This is a genomic window from Terrihalobacillus insolitus (assembly GCF_028416575.1).
Taxonomy (GTDB): Bacteria; Bacillota; Bacilli; order Bacillales; family Amphibacillaceae; genus Terrihalobacillus; species Terrihalobacillus insolitus.
Genome location: NZ_JAMQKB010000007.1, coordinates 104,052 through 124,744 on the forward strand (window position 1 = coordinate 104,052; position 20,693 = coordinate 124,744).

Annotated in this window: 19 protein-coding genes; 17 read left to right on the top strand and 2 right to left on the bottom strand. The window is 38.2% G+C overall.

The features are described 5' to 3' along the window. The first annotated feature begins 160 nt into the window (after positions 1-160). The 4 genes from sigI to NC797_RS09005 all read left to right on the top strand — a co-directional run bounded on the left by sigI (position 161) and on the right by NC797_RS09005 (position 4,437). Complete coding sequence (gene sigI / locus NC797_RS08990; protein WP_272436510.1) at positions 161-898, top strand: RNA polymerase sigma factor SigI; 738 nt, start codon at positions 161-163, stop codon at positions 896-898. Continuing rightward, entirely contained in the window at positions 895-2,010 is a 1,116-nt protein-coding gene (locus NC797_RS08995; protein ID WP_272436444.1) for an anti-sigma-I factor RsgI family protein, read from the top strand. Before sigI ends, NC797_RS08995 begins: the two co-directional genes overlap by 4 nt. A 118-nt stretch (positions 2,011-2,128) precedes the next feature. Continuing rightward, positions 2,129-3,691 carry a bifunctional GNAT family N-acetyltransferase/carbon-nitrogen hydrolase family protein gene (locus tag NC797_RS09000; RefSeq protein WP_272436445.1) on the top strand — a complete coding sequence of 521 codons (1,563 nt, stop codon included), beginning with the start codon at positions 2,129-2,131 and terminating at the stop codon, positions 3,689-3,691. A 20-nt stretch (positions 3,692-3,711) separates the two neighbouring features. Beyond that, a complete protein-coding gene (locus tag NC797_RS09005; RefSeq protein ID WP_272436446.1) occupies positions 3,712-4,437 on the top strand; it encodes an SDR family oxidoreductase in 726 nt (241 codons plus the stop codon). 50 nt (positions 4,438-4,487) lie between these two features. Here the strand turns inward: NC797_RS09005 and NC797_RS09010 are convergent, their stop codons facing one another. Next, a complete protein-coding gene (locus tag NC797_RS09010) occupies positions 4,488-4,724 on the bottom strand; it encodes a YhdB family protein (protein ID WP_272436447.1) in 237 nt (78 codons plus the stop codon). A gap of 226 nt (positions 4,725-4,950) precedes the next feature. Here NC797_RS09010 and NC797_RS09015 point away from each other — a divergent pair, with 226 nt between their 5' ends. The 11 genes from NC797_RS09015 to NC797_RS09065 all read left to right on the top strand — a co-directional run bounded on the left by NC797_RS09015 (position 4,951) and on the right by NC797_RS09065 (position 17,436). Continuing rightward, positions 4,951-5,661 (top strand): YhcN/YlaJ family sporulation lipoprotein, encoded by a 711-nt coding sequence (locus NC797_RS09015; RefSeq protein ID WP_272436448.1) that lies wholly within the window; start codon positions 4,951-4,953, stop codon positions 5,659-5,661. A 593-nt stretch (positions 5,662-6,254) separates the two neighbouring features. After that, entirely contained in the window at positions 6,255-6,896 is a 642-nt protein-coding gene (locus NC797_RS09020; protein ID WP_272436449.1) for a class I SAM-dependent DNA methyltransferase, read from the top strand. 70 nt (positions 6,897-6,966) lie between these two features. After that, positions 6,967-7,434 (top strand): S-ribosylhomocysteine lyase, encoded by a 468-nt coding sequence (locus NC797_RS09025; protein WP_272436450.1) that lies wholly within the window; start codon positions 6,967-6,969, stop codon positions 7,432-7,434. Between the two features lie 12 nt (positions 7,435-7,446). Beyond that, positions 7,447-8,370, top strand: a complete 924-nt coding sequence (locus tag NC797_RS09030; RefSeq protein WP_272436451.1) for a PLP-dependent cysteine synthase family protein — start codon at positions 7,447-7,449, stop codon at positions 8,368-8,370. Continuing rightward, positions 8,371-9,504, top strand: coding sequence for a bifunctional cystathionine gamma-lyase/homocysteine desulfhydrase (locus NC797_RS09035; RefSeq protein WP_272436452.1), 1,134 nt, complete (start codon positions 8,371-8,373; stop codon positions 9,502-9,504). It begins immediately after the preceding gene. A 107-nt stretch (positions 9,505-9,611) separates the two neighbouring features. Further along, a complete protein-coding gene (locus tag NC797_RS09040; protein WP_417168698.1) occupies positions 9,612-11,021 on the top strand; it encodes a dipeptidase in 1,410 nt (469 codons plus the stop codon). A gap of 156 nt (positions 11,022-11,177) precedes the next feature. Next, entirely contained in the window at positions 11,178-12,737 is a 1,560-nt protein-coding gene (locus tag NC797_RS09045) for a spore germination protein (RefSeq protein ID WP_417168699.1), read from the top strand. Beyond that, positions 12,734-13,840 (top strand): GerAB/ArcD/ProY family transporter, encoded by a 1,107-nt coding sequence (locus NC797_RS09050; protein ID WP_272436454.1) that lies wholly within the window; start codon positions 12,734-12,736, stop codon positions 13,838-13,840. The genes NC797_RS09045 and NC797_RS09050 overlap by 4 nt, the downstream gene beginning before the upstream one ends. Beyond that, on the top strand, positions 13,833-15,026 hold the full coding sequence (locus NC797_RS09055) for a Ger(x)C family spore germination protein (protein ID WP_272436455.1): 1,194 nt from the start codon (positions 13,833-13,835) through the stop codon (positions 15,024-15,026). Before NC797_RS09050 ends, NC797_RS09055 begins: the two co-directional genes overlap by 8 nt. A 296-nt stretch (positions 15,027-15,322) precedes the next feature. Further along, positions 15,323-15,769, top strand: coding sequence for a hypothetical protein (locus NC797_RS09060; RefSeq protein ID WP_272436456.1), 447 nt, complete (start codon positions 15,323-15,325; stop codon positions 15,767-15,769). Positions 15,770-16,029: 260 nt separating this feature from the next. After that, a complete protein-coding gene (locus tag NC797_RS09065) occupies positions 16,030-17,436 on the top strand; it encodes a SpoVR family protein (RefSeq protein WP_272436457.1) in 1,407 nt (468 codons plus the stop codon). Positions 17,437-17,971: 535 nt separating this feature from the next. Here NC797_RS09065 and NC797_RS09070 read toward each other — a convergent pair. Continuing rightward, positions 17,972-19,075, bottom strand: a complete 1,104-nt coding sequence (locus tag NC797_RS09070; RefSeq protein ID WP_272436458.1) for a Fic family protein — start codon at positions 19,073-19,075, stop codon at positions 17,972-17,974. Between the two features lie 271 nt (positions 19,076-19,346). On the opposite strand from NC797_RS09070, the gene NC797_RS09075 reads away from it, so the two are divergent. Both NC797_RS09075 and NC797_RS09080 read left to right on the top strand, forming a co-directional pair. Then, complete coding sequence (locus tag NC797_RS09075; protein WP_272436459.1) at positions 19,347-20,132, top strand: hypothetical protein; 786 nt, start codon at positions 19,347-19,349, stop codon at positions 20,130-20,132. A gap of 15 nt (positions 20,133-20,147) precedes the next feature. Then, positions 20,148-20,600, top strand: coding sequence for a hypothetical protein (locus NC797_RS09080; protein ID WP_272436460.1), 453 nt, complete (start codon positions 20,148-20,150; stop codon positions 20,598-20,600). Positions 20,601-20,693: the final 93 nt, after the last annotated feature.

The window sequence follows — 20,693 nt, forward strand, 5'->3', positions numbered from 1 at the left end:
CAGATATGCTTATCCTATTAATCATAAGTAGTAGGGGAATTAAAATGCGAGAAAGTGATTTCTATATCAAACAAATAAAAATGGAAGATTACATATATGTTACACCCAAAAAACAATCGTCCCGTACGAATACTATTGTAGCTGGAGGTGGCAAAGGTTGATGGAGAACCGTTCTACCGAAGAGGAAGAGGTACCTCTTGAGAAACAAATTGCACTCGTTCAGCAAGGAGATCAATCGATTCAAAATCACTTACTGAAAGTATATCAACCTTTTATCGCCAAAAGTGTTTCACAAGTTTGCAAGAGGTACATTGATCCTAACACGGATGATGAATTTAGTGTTGGACTTATTGCTTTTAACGAGGCAATGTTTTCTTATTCAAATGATAAAGGAAGCACTTTTCTTTCTTTTGCCAGTTTAGTTGTGAAAAGAAAGGTAATCGATTATATTCGAAAAGAGCAGACAAACCCAGCGCAAGCTTCATTAGATGAAGTCTATGATGAAGATAATATGACGGTTAATCCTTTAGAAGTTAAAGCTGCAAAGGAATTGTATCAGGTACAATCAGAGTCATGGCACCGGAGTGAGGAGATAAAAGACCTTGAACAAAAGCTAAAGGAGTACAAACTTTCTTTTGAAGAACTTACCAAAATATCTCCGAAACATCAGGATGCAAGAGAATCAGCGATCCGAACAGCTAAAATTTTATATGAAGATGAATCGATGCGTGACTTTGTGTATAAAAAGAAAAAAATTCCGATTAAAGCTTTAATTGAAAAGGTAAGTGTGAGCAAAAAAACATTGGAGCGGAACAGGAAATATATTCTAGCGATCTTTGTCATTCTAGGTGGTGAGTACATCTACCTTAAGGATTATTTAAAGGGGGTGGGAGATTGAGAAAAGGTGTTGTAGTAAAACAAAATCAACGTTATACCGTTGTAATGGAGCAAGACGGTACTTTTCACAAAGCAAATCCAGTTTCAAACGGAGAAATTGGAATGGAAGTTTTTTATACGCCAAAAGAAGAAAATACTTTTTCGTTTTTCACGAGAAAGTACCCTAGAATGATTGCGATAACATTGGTTTTCCTATTGATAATTTTCCCTCTATATGGGTGGTATGATAAAAATGAGGCGTATGCCTATGTCAATATTGATATCAATCCAAGTGTCGAATTAGAAGTCAATGATGATATGAAAGTGTTAAACCTCATTCCACTTAATGATGACGGCAAATCACTTATAGATCAACTTCCCGATTGGAAAAATCGTTCTATTGAGCAAGTAACAGCTTCCATTATTGATAAGAGTAAGCAGGACGGATTTGTGGATCTCGAGAACAACATATTGATAGGTGTTAGCTACTTAGTAAAGCCGAAAGAAAACAGAAAGATTACGGATGTAATTGATACGTATTTAAGTAATTATAAAACCGACTATCAGATTGCAACATTTGAAATTCCGAGCGAAGTCCGCACAGAAGCAAAAGAGAAAAAGGTATCTATGAATCAAATTATGGCCTCCTCTTTGAGTGAGGAAGAGGAAACAAAAGGAAAGAAAAATCAATCAAAGAAGAAAATAGATAAAGAAGATAAAGCAATTATTCAATCATTTTATAAGTCAAAACAAGACGCTTCTAAAAAGGAAAAACAGAAAAGAGAAAAGAATAACAAGCCAAACGAAAATAGCTATAAAGGAAATAATGGAAAATCGAAGGATCAAGAAAAATCCAGTCCAGGTAAAGATAAATCTAATAACAATAATGGGAACGATAACAAGCAAAAAAACAATAAACAAGTAAACAAAGATAAGAAGCAAGGAAAAAACGGAAAAGCTAAGAAACAAATAAAGGATCAAAAACTTAAGAATAAGAATAAGAATAACAATGGAAATCAAAAGAACAAAAATAAAAATGGAAATCAAAATCAACAAAATAAGAAGGAACGATCCATATCTGAAACTTTAAAAGATCGGTTTAATCCAATTATCCAACAAATTCCAATAGAATAAAACGAGACGCTTGGTAAAGAGACCCAAGCGTTTTTATATACACTTTTTTAGATATTTGAACAATTAGTGCAAGGTACAGTACAATAATAGGAAATAACAAAGCTGGAAGGGATCATAAATGTCTAAATTGGATTTAACTCAATTTGAAAAGAAACTAATGGTAAGAAATATTGGTCATAATGACATTAAACAATTATTGGATTTGCAAGCGCAATGTTTTCCAAACATGGAACCATGGAAACGAGAACATCTCGAAAGTCATATAGCGTTGTTTCCAGAGGGACAGTTTTGTGTAGAATATGATGGAGTCATCATCGGAAGCTGTTCAAGTCTTATCGTTAACTTTGATGAATACGATGATAAGCATACATGGGATGATATTACCGATGAGGGCTATATAACAAACCATGACCCGGAAGGTTACAATTTGTATGGCATTGAAGTTATGGTTGACCCTGAGTTTCGCGGGATGAAAATTGGTAAAAGACTATATGATGCGAGAAAAGAACTTGCCCGTGAAATGAATTTAAAAAGTATTATTATTGGTGGTCGTATTCCTAATTATTATCAATATCAACGAAAAATGAGCCCCAGGGAATATGTGGAAGAAGTCATGAGTAAGAATATTTTTGATCCTGTACTAACCTTTCAAATTATGAATGGTTTTACCGTAATGCGCATCAACCCAAATTATTTGCCTGATGACAAGCAGTCGGCTAAATATGCTACATTAATGGAATGGAATAATATCGATTATCGAGCAAAATCGAAGCGGCATTTTAAGACAGCCTATCCCGTTCGGATTACGGTGATCCAATATATGATGAAAAATATTGAATCGTTTGAGGAATTTGCTCGTCAAGTGGAATACTATGTAGATGTTGCCTATGACTTTGGATCTGATTTTGCAGTCTTTCCTGAGATCTTCACGACACAGCTGATGTCCTTTTTGGAAGAGAAGGTGCCGTCTAAGTCCATTCGTTTACTTGCTGCATACACAGAGGACTACATTGAATTATTTACGCATTTAGCTGTCAAATACAACGTAAATATTGTAGGAGGATCCCACTTTGTTGAAGAGGATGACCATGTCTATAATATCGCTTATTTATTCAGAAGGGATGGAACAATTGAAAAGCAGTACAAAATTCATGTCACCCCTAATGAGAGAAAATGGTGGGGGATCCAGCCAGGTGACACCGTAAAGGTTTTTGATACAGACTGCGGAAAAATAGCGATTCAAATATGTTATGACATCCAGTTTCCTGAATTATCTAGATACGCAGTCGATCAAGGAGCCAATATTATTTTTGTCCCTTTTTGTACGGATGATCGACAAGGATACTTAAGGGTTCGTTATTGTGCACAGGCGCGTGCAGTAGAAAATCAGGTGTACACCGTCATTGCAGGTACGGTTGGGAATTTAACTCAAGTAGAGAACATGGATATTCAATACGGCCAATCAGCTATTTTCACCCCGTCTGATTTCGAATTTGCTCGTGACGGAATTATCGGAGAAACGACCCCGAATGTAGAAACCGTCGTTGTTGGGGATGTAGATCTAGAAATTTTGAGAAGACAGCGAAAATCGGGAACGGTGCGGCAACTTCGTGATCGTCGTAGAGATTTATTTGAAATTTCATATCGAAACATTGAAACGGAAGTAAAGCCAAATAAATAACAACGAGAAAGGATGGTAGGATGTTAAATGACCAAGTTGCTATTATTACGGGTGCGTCACGAGGGATCGGAAAGGAAATTGCGAAACAGCTCGCTTCTAAGGGGGTTCGTTTAGCCATCTTGGGAAGTTCAGAGGATATTTTTAAAACAAAGGACGAAATAGAAAAAGAAGGGTCAGGGAATATCCTTGCGTTTCGTTCAGATGTTGCCAAGGAAAATGAAGTTGACCATGTTGTAGAAGCTACAAAAAATGCATACGGCCGTGTGGACATTTTAATAAACAATGCTGGAATTGGAATGTTTAAAAAGGTAGAGGATGTCACTGTCGAAGAATGGAAAAATACATTTGAGATAAATGTCCAAGGAGTTTTCCTTTGTGTAAAAGCTGTTCTTCCGATTATGAAAAAACAGCAGTTTGGAACGATTATTACGGTATCTTCTGACGTGGCGAGGTATACGATCGCTGACAAGGGAACTCTTTACACTTCCACGAAATATGCTGTACAAGGATTTATGGGCTCACTTCTACAAGAGGTGAGAAAAGATGGAATTCGTGTTGGTACGATTAACCCTGGAATGGTGGATACTTATTTTGCCGATACGAAACAAGGGGAAGAAAAAAAAGCGGATTGGTTAAAAGTAGGAGACATTGCGGAAGCCGTTGTATACATGGCAAGTGCACCAAAGCACATGCAAATAGATGAGCTTCACCTTCATCCTCTCATTCAAAATTATCCAAGACCATAACTTGCATAGAAAAAACCGCCATTTGTGGCGGTTTTTTCTATGCAAGTCATTTAAACCTCCATCGTTGCTACTGGTGTATAGGCCATAGCATGATCAATATATTGGAGTAGTTCCTCATGAGCGTGCATTACAGCCTGTTCATCATTTTTGTAGTGAAACGAGTGAAGAAAAACCTCAATTTTTTTTGATAACAGATCATCATTTGTACGTACCATGAGGATTAAGAGATCGTCCCATTGCCCCCATAGTGTAAAGTACAATGCTTTGTCGTAATCTGGAATATACATTTATAAACAACCCCTTTCAAGGGAGTTGTTTTTAGTGTGTAACGAAAAAGTATAGTCATGAATGGTAACTTTTCTTAGATCGTACCAAAACTTTACGGAAAAAAATGCTTGTTCAATAAGTCGATAAACCATCCACTTTTGAACGGTTCATCCATCCTTTTTTTAGTATAAACTGTTCATCATGAAACATACTACAACTAACCACAACTAAAAGGAGGTTACATCAATGATGTGGAAAACAATTGGATTGACTATTGCTGCTTCCCTTACTCTTATAGGGTGTCAAAACGCAGATGAAATTGGTCAAGGTGGAAATGATTTAAACGATAATGTAGAACAAGCACGATTCAATGGAACAACAGATTTTCCTGGCGACGATAACAATCAACAACGAGGACTAACAGATAACCAGCAAAACAATCAAGGGCATATGCAAGACCGTAATGGAACAAATGGAAACAATATCGGTAATGGTAGAAATGGAAACAACATCGGTAATGGAACAAATACAGGTAATAACACTGGTAATCAAATGAATCAAGACCAAAGGCAAGGGCAAGGGCAAAATCAAGGAAATCAACAATATGACGTTTCTGATCGAGCAGCAGAACGCATTACCCAAAACGTCAAAGGCGTAGATAACGCGTATGTGTTAACAACGGAAAATAATGCGTACGTTGCAGCAGAAATGGATGCAGACGCACAGCAAAATAACACAGGTCAAAATAATGATGTCAGCGATAAAATAAAATCCCAAATTACGGATGCTGTAAAAGCTGTGGATAACGACATTGACAACGTATATGTATCCACAAATCCAGATTTCGTTAATTTAACGAATAACTATGTCAATGACGTAGACAATGGCAATCCTGTTGAAGGCTTTTTTCAACAGTTTGGCGACATGGTTGAACGAATCTTTCCAGAAACAGAATAGTATTTAAAAAGTGAGCCCTAGCAAAGAATGCTAAGGCTCACTTTTTTGTGTAGAGTGGCTCATAAAAGCGATGAAGGACACTTCCGGTGCATTTGTCCAAAGAAAAGTGGTTCATAGCCATGATGAAGGACACTTCCGGTGCATTTGTCCAAAGAAAAGTGATTCATAGCCGAGATGAAGGACAATTCCGGTGCATTTGTCCAAAGAAAAGTGGTTCATAGCCATGATGAAGGACACTTCCGGTGCATTTGGTCAAAGAAAAGTGGTTCATAGCCGAGATGAAGGACACTTCCGGTGCATTTGTCCAAAGAAAAGTGGTTCATAGCCATGATGAAGGACACTTCCGGTGCATTTGGTCAAAGAAAAGTGATTCATAGCCGTGTGAAGGACAATTCCGTGTATTTGGTCAAAGAAAAGTTCATCATAACCGCAATAAAGGTATTTTTTTCTGGCTCGCCGTGTATATGCAAAATCAACAGAAACAACTCGCCGTGTAAATTGAATTTATTGCTTTCCTGTGATATATTTATTATCATAAAATCCGATAAAACATAGTGTATTAGTATGAATTAAAAAAATGGAGTTGATGATAAATGGGTCGAGAGTTTGTTGATTTGTTTGAAGAATGGGCAACTTCTTATGACGAAAGTGTAACAGGGCATGATCCAGAGTATAAAGCTGTTTTTGATAAATATGATACAATCTTAGCAGAGGTTGCAAACCATTCGACAGGGAATGTTTTGGAATTTGGCATAGGTACAGGAAACCTATCAAAACGATTACTGGATCGTGGTGCAACTGTAATCGGTATTGAACCATCGAGTGCGATGCGGAAACTGGCTGCCGCAAAGTTTCCCAATCTCAGGATTGAGAATGGGGACTTTCTTCATTTTCCTGAAGTTGGGGTGCCGATTTCAACTGTGACGAGCACCTATGCCTTTCACCACCTTACAGACGAAGAAAAGAATGTAGCTATAAAAAATTTTAATGAGTTGTTACCAACAGGTGGAAGAATCGTTTTTGCCGATACTGCCTTTGAATCACAACAAGCAAAACAAGCAGCAATAGAACTTGCTGATAAAAATGGGTATCAAAACTTAAGCGAGGATTTACAAAGAGAGTATTACCCAACGATTGATACATTGCGTAATCTTTTTGAGTCTAACGGTTTTTATGTTACGTTTAAACAAATGAATGATTTTGTTTGGTTAATGGTAGCAGAAAAAACAGCATAATATAAAATGCGTGTTCAAAATGTCGGCATAGTAGAAGGTCGAGAACAACCGCTAAAGGAGTGGATGGATAATGGCAAAAAAAATGAACGTAGAAAGTTTTAACCTTGATCATACGAAGGTGAAGGCACCCTATGTTCGATTAGTTGGTGTGACAACTGGACAAAGCGGAGACAAAGTTTATAAGTATGACATTCGTTTTAAACAACCGAACAAGGCACATATGGATATGCCTGGATTACATTCGATTGAGCATATGATGGCAGAAAACATTCGAAATCATATAGACAATGTACTTGATGTTGGTCCGATGGGTTGCCAGACAGGATTCTATTTGGCTATATTAAATAACTCTAGCTATGATGACATCGTTGAGGCGTTAGAAAAAACATTACAGGATGTGCTAGAAGCGGATGAGGTTCCTGCGTGTAATGAAGTTCAGTGTGGTTGGGCTGCAAATCATAGCTTAGAAGGTGCAAAAGAAATAGCAAAAGAAATGCTTGAAGGTAAAGATGAATGGCACCAAGTTTTTGCGGAATAAGAGGAAACCAATATGCCTATTATTAGAAATGTGAAAGAGTTAATCGGAAATACACCACTGATGGAATTAACCCAGTTCCCCCTACCAGAGGGGGTTCGTCTATTCGCCAAACTTGAATTCTACAACCCTGGGGGAAGTATTAAAGATCGGCTCGGTCAAGAACTGGTTCGGGATGCACTTGCAACAGGTAAGCTTTCGAATGGTGGGACAATCATCGAGCCGACCGCTGGGAATACTGGTATTGGTTTAGCACTTGCGGCGTTAAATCAAAACCTCAATGTTATTTTTTGTGTTCCGAAGCAATTTAGTATTGAAAAGCAGGAGCTAATGAAAGCATTAGGAGCACAAATCGTCCATACTTCGACAGAGGACGGTATGAAGGGTGCCATTCAAAAAGCGGAAGAACTTTTGAAGGAAATCCCGAATAGCTACGCTCCACAGCAGTTTTCAAATCCTGCTAACCCGAACACCTATTACAAAACGCTAGGACCAGAAATTTGGGGCGATTTAAAAGGTGATGTTGGTGTGTTTGTTGCGGGTGCAGGTACAGGCGGAACGTTCATGGGTACAGCAAAGTATTTAAAAGAAAAAAATACACAAATTAAAACAGTGATTGTTGAGCCTGAGGGGTCGATTATTGCTGGTGGTGAATCAGGATCACATAAAACAGAAGGAATCGGGATGGAATTTTTGCCAGATTACATGGACCGAACTTATTTTGATGCGATTCATACTGTCCCTGATGAGGTTGCTTTTGATTATGTGAAAGAACTTGCCAAGCGGGAAGGACTGCTTGTGGGGAGTTCATCTGGGGCAGCTTTTTTTGCAGCATTAGAAGAAGCGAAACAGGCCCAAAAAGGGACAAACATTGTGACCGTTTTTCCTGACAGTAGTGAACGCTACTTAAGCAAACGCATTTATGAGGGGGGAGTATAATTGAAAGCTAAAACAAAAATGATCCATGCTGGAATTACTGGTGATGAGCGCACTGGTGCTGTGTCTGTGCCAATCTATCAGGTTAGTACGTACAAACAGGACGGCGCTGGTAAGCACCGGGGATACGAATATTCACGTACAGGAAATCCAACGCGTCATGCACTTGAAACGCTGATCACGGAACTTGAAAATGGAAAAGCAGGATTTGCTTTTGGCTCTGGGATGACTGCGATTACATCTGTCATGATGCTATTTGATTCTGGTGATCACGTTGTTATGACGGATGATGTTTATGGTGGAACATACCGCCTGATGACAAGTGTCCTAAATCGTTTCAATCTAGACCATGATTTTATTGATACAAGTGATCCAGAAAAAGTAGAACAAGCAATTAAGCCGAACACAAAGGCACTTTATATTGAGACACCAACAAATCCACTATTAAAAATTACAGATATAAAAAAAATGGTTGAAATAGCGAAAAGACACAATCTTTATGTAATAGTAGACAATACGTTTGCTACACCATATTGGCAGCAACCGATTGATCTAGGAGCTGACATTGTACTTCATAGTGCAACAAAGTACATTGGTGGACACAGTGATGTTGTCTCGGGTCTCGTTGTTGTGAATTCAGATGAACTTGCTAATGACTTGCATTTTATCCAGAATTCAGTTGGTGGAGTGCTTGGGCCACAGGATTCATGGCTATTAATACGTGGAATAAAGACGCTTGGCTTAAGAATGGAGGCAACTGAACAAAATACAAAGGATCTAGTTGCATTTTTGCAAGATCATCCACAGGTAAGTAACATTTATTATCCAGGATTGGAAACCCATCAAGGTCATCATGTCGCGAAACAGCAGGCAACTGGATTCGGTGGGATGGTCTCGTTTGATGTTGGAAGTGCGGATAAAGCGGAACAGGTTCTCCAGCGGGTAAACTATTTTACATTAGCAGAAAGCCTTGGAGCCGTGGAAAGCTTAATCTCTGTTCCGGCCAAAATGACACACGCTTCGATACCGAAAGATCGCAGGGAAGAGCTAGGCATAACAGATGGCTTGATTCGAGTCTCTGTCGGGATTGAAGATAGTGAAGATTTAATAGAAGATTTAAAGCAAGCAATGGCATAACTAGTAAAAGACAGGGGCTGAACATATAGCACCCTGTCTTTTATTAGCTATGCGAAAGTCGTACAGGCAGACGCTCCAGTTTTAATTAGAAGGAAAATAATGCTACAATGATAAAAGATCGATCAAAAGAAAGGGTGCGTGCAGTGACAAAATCCGTTTTAACATACTTAGAAAAAAATCGGGATCCATTAATTGAAAAGTTAAATGCTTTTCTTTCGATACCAAGTGTTAGTACAAATAGTATACATAAAGAGGATGTAAAGAAGGCTGCAAATTTTGTTGCCGACTACTTAAATGAAATCGGTTTTGATCAGGTAGAAATACAACAGACAAAAGGACATCCGCTCGTTTATGCGGAATATAATGGTGCAGGGAAACAAGCACCTACTGCACTATTTTATGGGCACTATGACGTACAGCCAGCGGATCCACTTGAACTGTGGGATAGTGAACCGTTTCAGCCTGAAGTGAGGGATGGAAGACTATATGCTCGTGGGGCAAGTGATGATAAGGGGCAAGTTTTTATGCATATGGCCGTATTTGAGGCGTACATGAAGACAGAAGGAAAACTACCCATCAATGTAAAAGTTTGTATCGAGGGAGAGGAAGAGATCGGTAGCGAAAACCTATACGAAATCTTGGAAACAAAGAAACAGCAGTTTGAAGCTGATTTTGCTATTATTTCGGATTCAGGTATGGTAGCAGATGGCCAACCCACCATCTTGTATGGTCTAAAAGGATTTACAGGTCTAGAGTTTACGGTGAAAGGGCCAAACCGAGACCTTCATTCAGGTATGTATGGCGGTGCTGTCCGCAATCCAATCATTTCCTTAAGTCATCTTCTTCATTCGTTAAAAAATGAAGAGGAACAAGTCACTGTGGAAGGTTTTTATGACGGGGTAGAGGACATAACCGAACAAGAGCGTCGTTTCATTGCAGACGTTCCAGGAGAAGATTATCAAAAGGTAACTGGAATTACCGAAACCGTTTCAGAAAAAGGTTATACGGCAAAGGAACACACGATGGCACGCCCAACCCTTGAGGTTAATGGAGTGTATGGTGGCTATCAAGGGGAAGGAACGAAAACGATCATTCCTTCTTCTGCGACAGCAAAGTTAACCTGTCGCCTTGTGCCAGGTCAAGATCCTAACCATATCCAACAATTGGTCATCGATCATTTACAAAAACATGTTCCATCAGGTGTTACGCTTGAAATGAAGCGGGAACCATTATCCGCAAAAGCGTACAAGGTGGATCCGAATCACCCGTTAATCGAAAAGGCTGCTAAAAGCTATAGTCGGGCGTTTGGGAAAGAGACGGTATATGTTCGCATGGGCGGTTCGATTCCAGTTGTAGAGTGGATTGAATCCATATATAACATCCCAATTGTATTACTCGGTTTTGGAACACCAGAGGACAAACTTCATTCGCCAAATGAAAGCTTTCTATTGGACAATTTTAACAAAGGAATGGAAACACTTGTATATTATTGGGAAGAAGTAAAAAATTTAAAATAGGCAATTGTAAAAGAGCGAACTGCTAATCAGATAACAGTTCGTTCTTTTTATTTTTCTATCGTTTTCGAGTGAGAATTCTCCTGCGTTCATTTCTCACCTTCTGTATAAAAGCACCATGAATAGGGAAACAAAAGAAGGACTAATTATCAGCGGAGGATGATGGCCTTGTTAAGATCTCGTATGAAAAAAGGAAAGGGGTCCACAAGATCAAATGAGGAAGATTTTTCGGTAAATTTAACGAAACAATTAGATGACAATCTGAAAAATTTAAATAAGATGTTGGATAATCCAAGTGATTTGGTTATTCGGGAATTGACAATTGGTTCTGCTAATCATCGCTGTGCAATTGTGTTTATTGATGGATTGATTGATAAAAAAGTAGTCGATGGTAAAATTTTAAAAAACCTTCAGACCCAATTGCAGAATAAAACATTACCATCATCAGATGCTGCTATTTTAGATGAGGTGCAGCGCGAAATTATTTCAGTGAGTCATGTAGAACAAGGAAACACTTTAGACGATGTCTCCAATTCGATTCTATCGGGAGGGACTGCCTTTTATCTCGACGGAATCAATAAGGTTTTAATTATGAATACGATGGGCTGGGAAACCCGTTCCATTCAAGAGCCTATTACCGAATCGTTAATCCGAGGACCAAGAGAGGGATTCGTGGAAAACATAGGGACGAACATGGTTCTCATACGTCGTTATATTCGGGATTCCAACTTGCGTTTTACTACATACAAAGTTGGCCGTCGTTCTAAAAAAGCACTCGTCCTAGCTTATGTTGATGGGATTGTCCACCCAGATATTGTCAAGGAGCTAAAACGTAGATTAGAGTCAATCGATATGGATGATGCACCTGAATCTGGTTATATCGAGCAATGGATTGAAGACAGCTTTCTATCCCCTTTTCCGCAAATTTTTCATACGGAAAGGCCTGATAAGGTATCGGCAGCCCTTTTGCAGGGGAAAGCCGCAATTTTGTTGGATGGTACGCCATTTGTGTTAACTGCGCCATCAACATTAGGGAACTCATTTCAATCCCCCGAAGATTACTATGAAAGATGGTTCGTTGGAACATTGATTCGAATGCTGCGATATGGTGCTGCTTTTATTGCGATGTTTTTGCCAGCTTTGTACATTGCACTCGTTTCGTACCAACCTGGAATGATTCCTTCTAAATTAGCATTTTCAATTGCGGCCACAAGGGAAGGGGTTCCTTTTCCTTCTGTTGTCGAAGCAATATCAATGGGGCTTACGATGGAGCTGTTACGAGAGGCTGGTGTACGTCTACCAAAAACGATTGGTCAAACGATTGGTATCGTTGGTGGTCTTGTCATAGGCGACGCAGCCGTTCAAGCTGGAATTGTAAGTCCGATTATGGTAATTGTTGTTGCGCTTACTGCAATAGCATCATTTGCACTTCCTTCCTATAGTATTGCAATTTCGTTTCGCATGATTCGTTTTGGTTTTATGATTGCTGCTTCCGTCCTTGGACTTTACGGTGTCATCCTATTATACATTGTACTTAACATCCATATCGTCAATCTAAAGAGCATTGGTGTCCCTTATACCACACCGTTTGCTCCTAGTTTTGTAAAGGATTGGTTGGATCTAGTTGTTCGTGCACCACTTACGATGTTAACCGAACGACCAAAATATACAAAACCTAACGATAGTAAACCGATGGATAAAGGAGAGAAGAAGCAATGAAGGATTTCGAGTATGGAGATGAACAAATCGGAGAAAAAGAACTACGGTTTGCCATTCCATCGATTGTGATCGGAGTAGGGGTTCTATCGTTGCCAAGGGTAATTGCGCAAGAAACGAATGGTGTGGATGGTTGGGTTTCTATCCTACTAGGCGGAGGACTGGCTATGTTTATGACTTGGATCGTAGCCACTTTAGCAGCTCGATTCCCTAAAACAACATTTGTAGATTATGCGTCATTAATCGTCTCTAAACCGATTGCCATTATCTTAACGTTACTCATTTCGATTCAGTTTCTCCTTTTTACCTCTTATGAAGTAAGATCGATTGCAAGTGTTTCAAAGCTGTACTTATTTGATCGTACACCTATTGAGTTCATCGCTCTTTCTTTTTTCCTTGTTGTCATCTATGGTGTATCAGGATCAAGGGCAGGATTGTTTCGTTTAAATTTATTGTTTTTGCCAATTATTCTTTTTATTGCTTTGGTAGTATCTATTTTTACACTTGGATGGTTTGAAATGAACAACTTGGCTCCATTTTTTCAAACAAGCTTTGACGGTTATAGGAGCGCAACAAAATTTAGTTTTTTATCCTTTCTTGGTTTTGGTATCCTTTTGTTTTATGTTGCATTAGTGGAGCAACCAAAAGCTGTACCGAAACGGACAGCTGTCGCTATGATTCTTCCAGTATTCACATATTTGCTCATTTATGTAGCGTGTATTGGTGTATTTGCAGACTCTGCTGCTGGAAATATGATTTACCCGACCGTTGAGTTAGCGAAAGAAGTGGAAATTCCAGGGGAGTTTTTTGAGCGGTTTGAATCGATTTTCTTTGTCATCTGGATTATGGCCATTTTTAATACAACGGCATTGTCATTTGATGTAACTGTATTAGCGATTCGTTCCGTTTTAAAAAAAATGTCCAAATTAGCGATCATATTTACCTTGTCTCCAATCGTTTATCTTGTTGCTATGTATCCCCAAAACTTTAAAGATATTTCATTGCTTGGCAAATTTATCACGTATTATAGCGTTGTGTTTACGGTTGCAGTGCCAATTCTTTTATTGATCATCGCGAAATTAAGGGGAGTGAAAGGGGATGTATAGATGTCATCTTATCTTACTGTCTTTTGTGATTTTCTTGGTGCTTTCAGGATGTTGGGACAGGGTGGAGATTGAACAGCGTGGTTTTGTTGTCGGCGTCGCAATAGACTTAGCAGAGGAACAATCAGGTGGTGCAAGTGATGGCGATCAACAGATAGAACTCACACTTCAACTAGCCAATCCTAGAGGCCTGGGCTCGACGACAACTGGTGGTGGGCAACAAAAGGCTTTTCTAAATATTTCTGGCACGGGGTCAAGTATATTTGAAATTAATCGAGACATGGCAAAACAAACGAGCAGAACCCCTTTTTATGAACATTTAAAAGTAATCATCGTCTCAAAAGAACTAGCACAGAAACCAGGCCTTTTTTCGAAAACCATGGATACGTTTATTCGGGATCCAGAAATGCGTCGAAGCGTAAAAGTTTTAGTTGCGGAAGGCAAATCGAAAAACTTTTTGAATATGGAATCTGAGCAGGAGAAGTTGCCCAGTTTGAAAATTGAATCGATTATTAAAAACACTCGAAAAAATGCGAGCATTATAGAACCTGTACGTATTGGGAAAGTCCATCAGCTGCTTTTAAACAGAAATAGTTATGTTCTTCCCACAATATCCTTAGTTAATAATAAATTAAAGGATGAAGGTGTCGCGGTTTTGCATGGGAAGTCGAACGTACTGGTTGGAACACTTAATAAGACAGAGACAAAAGGGTTGAATTTTATAAAAGGAGAAACTTCATCTGGTGTTTTTCATGTAAACGTAGACGGTGATTCGGTTATTTATGAAATTGTCAATGCAAAAAGTAAGATTCAGTGTGAAGCGAAATCGAAAGACGACTTAAAATTTACGGTTTCAATTGAAATGGAAGGAAATATAGCGGAGGATTACGGATCCAAGGATGATCTTATTGACGAAAGGTACTTAAAAAAAGTGGAAAGTAAAATTGAGCAGGAAATCAAAAATATAGCACAACAAACGATCGATAAAGTGCAGAAGGAGCTGAAAGTTGACGTGCTCGGTTTTGATCGCCGCCTAAGGAGGACAGATTACGATCTTTGGGAACAGGTTCGAAAAAACTGGGATCGTGGGGATAATTACTTTGCGAAAAGTGATGTGAATGTGGAAGCAAATGCGATTGTTCGAATAACTGGGGTTGCAGACCAAACGAAAAGTGGGATCATAGAATGAATATTTTAAACAACCTCGTAGGCAGATTATCCGAAAATTTAATATTGTTTTGTACTGTACTGTCTTTTGTGATACCTTATTCTATCTACAAAATCAATCAGGCGCTGCACAACTATGGCGATCCACCATGGAAGAAAAAATAGACTAATTCAGCAGTTTGAATGGATAAGAGTTGCTTTTTTAGGTAAAAATACTCACAAGTGAAGAAAGTCTCTACTGCCTTTCCTAATACAGGTTCCTTTAAAAGGTTCGGCAATCGTTTATTAGACATACGTGTAGGAGGGATGATCAATGTAATGGAAAAACTGCTTTGGTCCATTGCACTACCTGGATTTGGCCAATTATTAAACAAGAAATATGTGAAAGGGATTATATTCATCTTTCTAGAGTTTCTTGTCAATGCTCAAGCGAATTTTAATGAAGTGATCATTTTCAGTTTTCAGGGGAACATTCAAGCTGCGATTGAGCAAACGAACTACCCGTGGCTTATGTTTTACCCATGTCTTTACTTTTTTGCGATGTGGGATGCCTACAAGGATGCAATGGATGAGACCTCTCCTTATTTATTTCTTCCGTTCGTATTTTCCGCTTATTTTGTTACAGTAGGATTAATCTATTCCTCAAAAATGACTATTTTTGGAGCATTAATAGGACCTGTTTGGCTGCCGATTTTATTTGTACTTCCTGGAGTTTTTACGGGATATGTTATTCGATGGATTGTATTAACATTCATTAGAAAATAGTGAGCTGTCTCCAGAATTTAGAGACAGTTTTTCTATGTGGATATCCTCACACCGTGGTGAGAGCGCATACGATAAGCTGTAAGGGGACCGAGTCCACATACCTTACTTGATAAGTTGAATAGGATGTTATTCATTTTTCGTCAAAAAAAGTCAGTGGCATTAAAAAAAATGCATCTGCAAAGAATCATCTCCCCATCCGTTTTCATCATCTGTTCTTTTCCATCATATAGTAAAGTAATCAATGAAAAGGAGAGATCGTATTGAAACAGGCGGAACAAAAGCAGTTGGAAAAGGCGATCGATGACATTACGGAAATAGGTAAAGGGTTTGGCCTTGATTTTTATCCGATGCGATATGAGGTATGTCCCGCTGATATTATTTATACGTTCGGGGCGTATGGAATGCCGACACGTTTTTCACATTGGAGTTTCGGAAAACAATTCCATAAAATGAAACTACAGTATGATCTTGGATTAAGTAAAATTTATGAGCTTGTGATTAATTCGAACCCCTGTTATGCCTTCCTTCTCAATTCAAACAGTCTCATTCAAAACAAATTGATCGTTGCCCACGTCTTGGCACATTGTGACTTTTTTAAAAACAACGCCCGATTTCAAAACACAAACCGTGATATGGTGGAAAGTATGGCAGCAACAGCTGAGCGGATTGCTGCGTATGAAAAAATTCATGGAAAAGAGGAAGTAGAATCCTTTTTAGATGCCATTCTTGCAATTCAAGAACATATTGATCCAACGATTGTAAGACCAAAGGAATACCTAGAATCAGAAGAACTTGAAATCACACCGAACCCGAAACCGTCCCCATACAATGACTTGTGGAATCTAGATGAACCAAAAAAAATAGAAAAAAAGGTAAAGAAGCAAAAAAACTTTCCCTCCAAACCAGAAAAAGATCTCCTCTTATTTATAGAAGAATATAGCCGTAATCTTGAAGACTGGCAACGAGACGTTCTTACGATGATGCGAAAAGAAATGCTGTATTTTTGGCCACAGTTAGAAACGAAAATCATGAATGAAGGTTGGGCTTCCTATTGGCATCAGCGGATTCTCCGTGAAATGGATTTAACTACGGATGAAGCGATTGAATTTGCATCATTAAACGCAGGGGTCGTTCAACCATCCAAGACGCAGATCAATCCTTATTATTTAGGTGTAAAAATGTTTGAGGATATTGAAGAACGTTTTGATCATCCAACAGATGAAATGAAACGATGGGGTGTAGAGCCTGGTGCAGGAAGGGAAAAAATATTTGAGGTGCGAGAAATTGAATCAGACATCTCTTTTCTGCGCAACTATTTGACAAAAGAGTTTGTCGATAGAGAGGATCTATATTTGTTTCAAAAACAAGGGAACGAATACAAGGTGTCAGATAAAAGCTGGGAAAATGTGAGAGATCAGCTTATTGCAATGCGGATAAACGGAGGATTTCCCTACATTACCGTTCAAAACGGTGACTTCTTTCATAATGGCGAGCTCTATTTGAAGCACGAGTATGAAGGAGTGGAGCTGGATCTGAACTATTTAGAAAAAACGCTTCCATATATACATCAGCTTTGGGGAAGAACAGTCCATATGGAGACAGTTGTGGAAGATAAAAATGTGATGTTCACCTATGAGGGAACGAAAGTACAAAAGAAGTATTTATAGAAATGAGTGATACTTCACATAAACAAGGCCTGTCCTCGTTAGTATCAAAGGTTACCAAAACAATGGATCCAGGATTGGGATATGTAACGATTGTTATTTTGTTATAGGACGCAATTGTGTGGTAACGGTATTGTTTTAAAATACTCATTGGTGACAAAATCTTCATTTATGGTATAATAATTATATAAGTTCATAGAATATTAAAAACCGTCCCATGCTACAACATGGAACGGTTACAATAAACCAACCCCAACAAAAGGGGTGGCACAGAGAGATAATCCCTCACGGCCTAGCTAAAGTACATGAGGGATTATCGTTTATCATTTTTATCGGACATGATAAATGCGATTAACATGCCGAATGAAATCATCAGCGTTAATACATATTCAATATCCATAGGCAGCCCTCCCTTCTTGGAAAATTCCCAGAAGGTGGAACGTGCGCCATAATCCCTCATGCGAAGCCAGTCTATTGTTAAAATCATTATAACATATTCGATTGTTTGTTCCTATATACTAACAAATTAGCTTGAGGTTTAGTCATTCATTATCCTAATAAGATCATAATGATAAAATCTTCTGTTTCTTTTTCTATCATCACCATAAATCATGTTCAATTGAACAAGCTCATTCAAGCTTTTTCGGATCGTTACAGGTGCTAAACTTGTATCTTTTTCTACTTGATGAACCGTGGCGATAGGATATTTAAAGAGGGCCCCCCAAACTTTTTCTGTAGAAGGTTGTTTTAACTTAGTTAGTCCTTCTTCATATAATCTTTCTGCTTGATCAAGCTTATTAAATTGTCGCTCAGCCATTCGTATTGTTGCATTAAGAAAAAAGGTTATCCAGCTATTCCAATCAGGTTCATCCTTGTTAATGGCACGAACGCCATTTAACATTGAATAATATTTAAACTTTTCTTTTTCAAGCTCTTCACTTAAGAAAAAGAAAGGGGAGTCAATTAGCTTTGATTGCAACATGTAAAGTACGATTAGAATTCTTCCTAAACGACCGTTTCCATCTAAAAATGGATGAATAGATTCAAATTGTGCATGGATGATTGCTGCTTTGATTAGAGGGTGAAGCTTGTCTCCCGTATCTTCTATATAAGGATGACCATTTATATATCGCTCCAAATTAGACATATATTCTCCCATTAATTGTGGTTCAGGAGGAACATAAGAAGCATCTTTCAACTGCTTGGTCGGCCCTATAAAGTTTTGGATGGTTCTATATTCTCCTGCAGCACTTGTAGATCCACGAGCATCTTTCATTAACTCCTTGTGCATATCACGAATCAAACGCTCTGATAATGGGTATCCTGTCTGGATGGTTTCAACTCCAAGTTTTAATGCCCTTTGGTAATTACGAACCTCAACTTTTTCCCAGTCCTCCTTTTGATCAATTTCATCTTCTAACATTTCACTAAAAGTAACTTGTGTTCCTTCAATTCTTGTAGATTGAACAGATTCGTGCAGTGTTAATAACTGTACGAATGATTCACTAACTAAAGAATAGTGAATTTTCTGTTTTAGCTTTTCCAATACGGATGAGGCTTCTACGACTTTTTTGTAAAAAGTAAGTTCAGACTCTGCGTCAAATGTTATTGGTAGAAGTGGTAATGGATAAGGTTTCTTCACTTTTAACACCTCATTATAATATATATTAGTTATATTATATTATAAAACAATAAAATGTAAACAATTGTGATATTATAATTAAGTAAAATATCGTATAGTTCAAGTGCTGGTAAGGAGTTAGGCTCAATGTCATCAAGTTGAGTTTCCGAAAATTTCAATTTGAAAACCCCTTTATATAAAATTAACCTGCTATTACAAATTATCAAGTATGCATTTAAATACAATTGTGAATGATGTTAATAATTGAGGTAGAGACATGCTGAGGTGAGCAATGAACACATCAAACAATCGTGACACGCGACGCAAAGTTGCCAATCTAAGCATTTTAGGAACCACACAAATTCATCCAAGGAATCCTTACATTATGGCATTATGGTCCGTTGCATTCCCAGGCTTTGGCCATCTTCTTTTATCGAAATACATAAGGGGTTTAGGTTTGGTTATTTGGGAACTGTTTATCAACCAAGCTTCACAATTAAACTTAGCCATGGTTTATTCATTTATGGGTGATATAGAATCGGCAAAAGAAGTTCTAAATGTTCGATTGATGAGCTTATATATACCCATATACTTATTTTCCATATGGGATAGTTACCGTACTACAGTAGATTTAAATAAGATCTACTTTCTTGGTGAAAAAGAAAAGCCTGAAATAAAAGTGTTGACTGTCAAACCTTTGGAGATCAATTACTTAGATAAAAGAAATCCTTTGCTTGCGGCTTTTTGGGCAATGACAATTCCAAGTGTAGGGCAACTGTATAACCATAGAGTTATCAACGGCTTTTTTACGCTCATCTATACAGTGATATTCATATATTATTCTCATTTTTTAGAAGGAATTCATTATCTTTTTCAAGGCGAGTTAGAAAAATCAACAGCCGTAATAAACAAACAGTGGCTTCTCTATATCCCTTCCTTCTATTTTTTTACTATATATGATTCTTATATGAACACGGTTGAAAACAACAAATTGTTTGAAGCCGAGCAAAGAAATTATTTGAAACAACAGTATCAGCCAACTCATTTTAAAATAAAAAAGGGGAACAAGGTTAGGTAAGAAAGGTGAGATAAAATGCAAGTCTATGCAACTTTTGAACATTCCACTTATATAGAACTTGCAATTAAGCATTTAGAAGAAAATGGGATTCAAGATATATTTGCTGTACCTTTAGATAACCGCACAGAAGAAAGGAAGTTGTTTGATACTATTCACCGTTCAGATGGGACATCCTTTATTGGTACTGGAATGATTCTAGCTGTTTTCACATCAACCATTGGTGCAAACAGAGGATTCGTATTGGAATGGGGTCCTATATATTGGGGGGTAATCGGTGCCCTGATTGGTTTCATCTTAGGCGTTATCATTGATTTAATTAGATATAAAATAAGAAAAAGTCCAACAAAGCTATTAAAAGGAAAGAATTCGGAAGTCATTCTTATTATTGAATGCCAATCCGATCAGGGGAAATTGGTTGAAGACATCTTATGGACGAACCTAGCGCTTGGTGTAGCAAAAGTAGTATAGATTGACCACTTTTTTCACTGCGGTTATCAGAAACAACGCCGCCTCGACCTGCTTGCGACGCACAGGACGTGGCGACATTAGTAGACCTTCGAA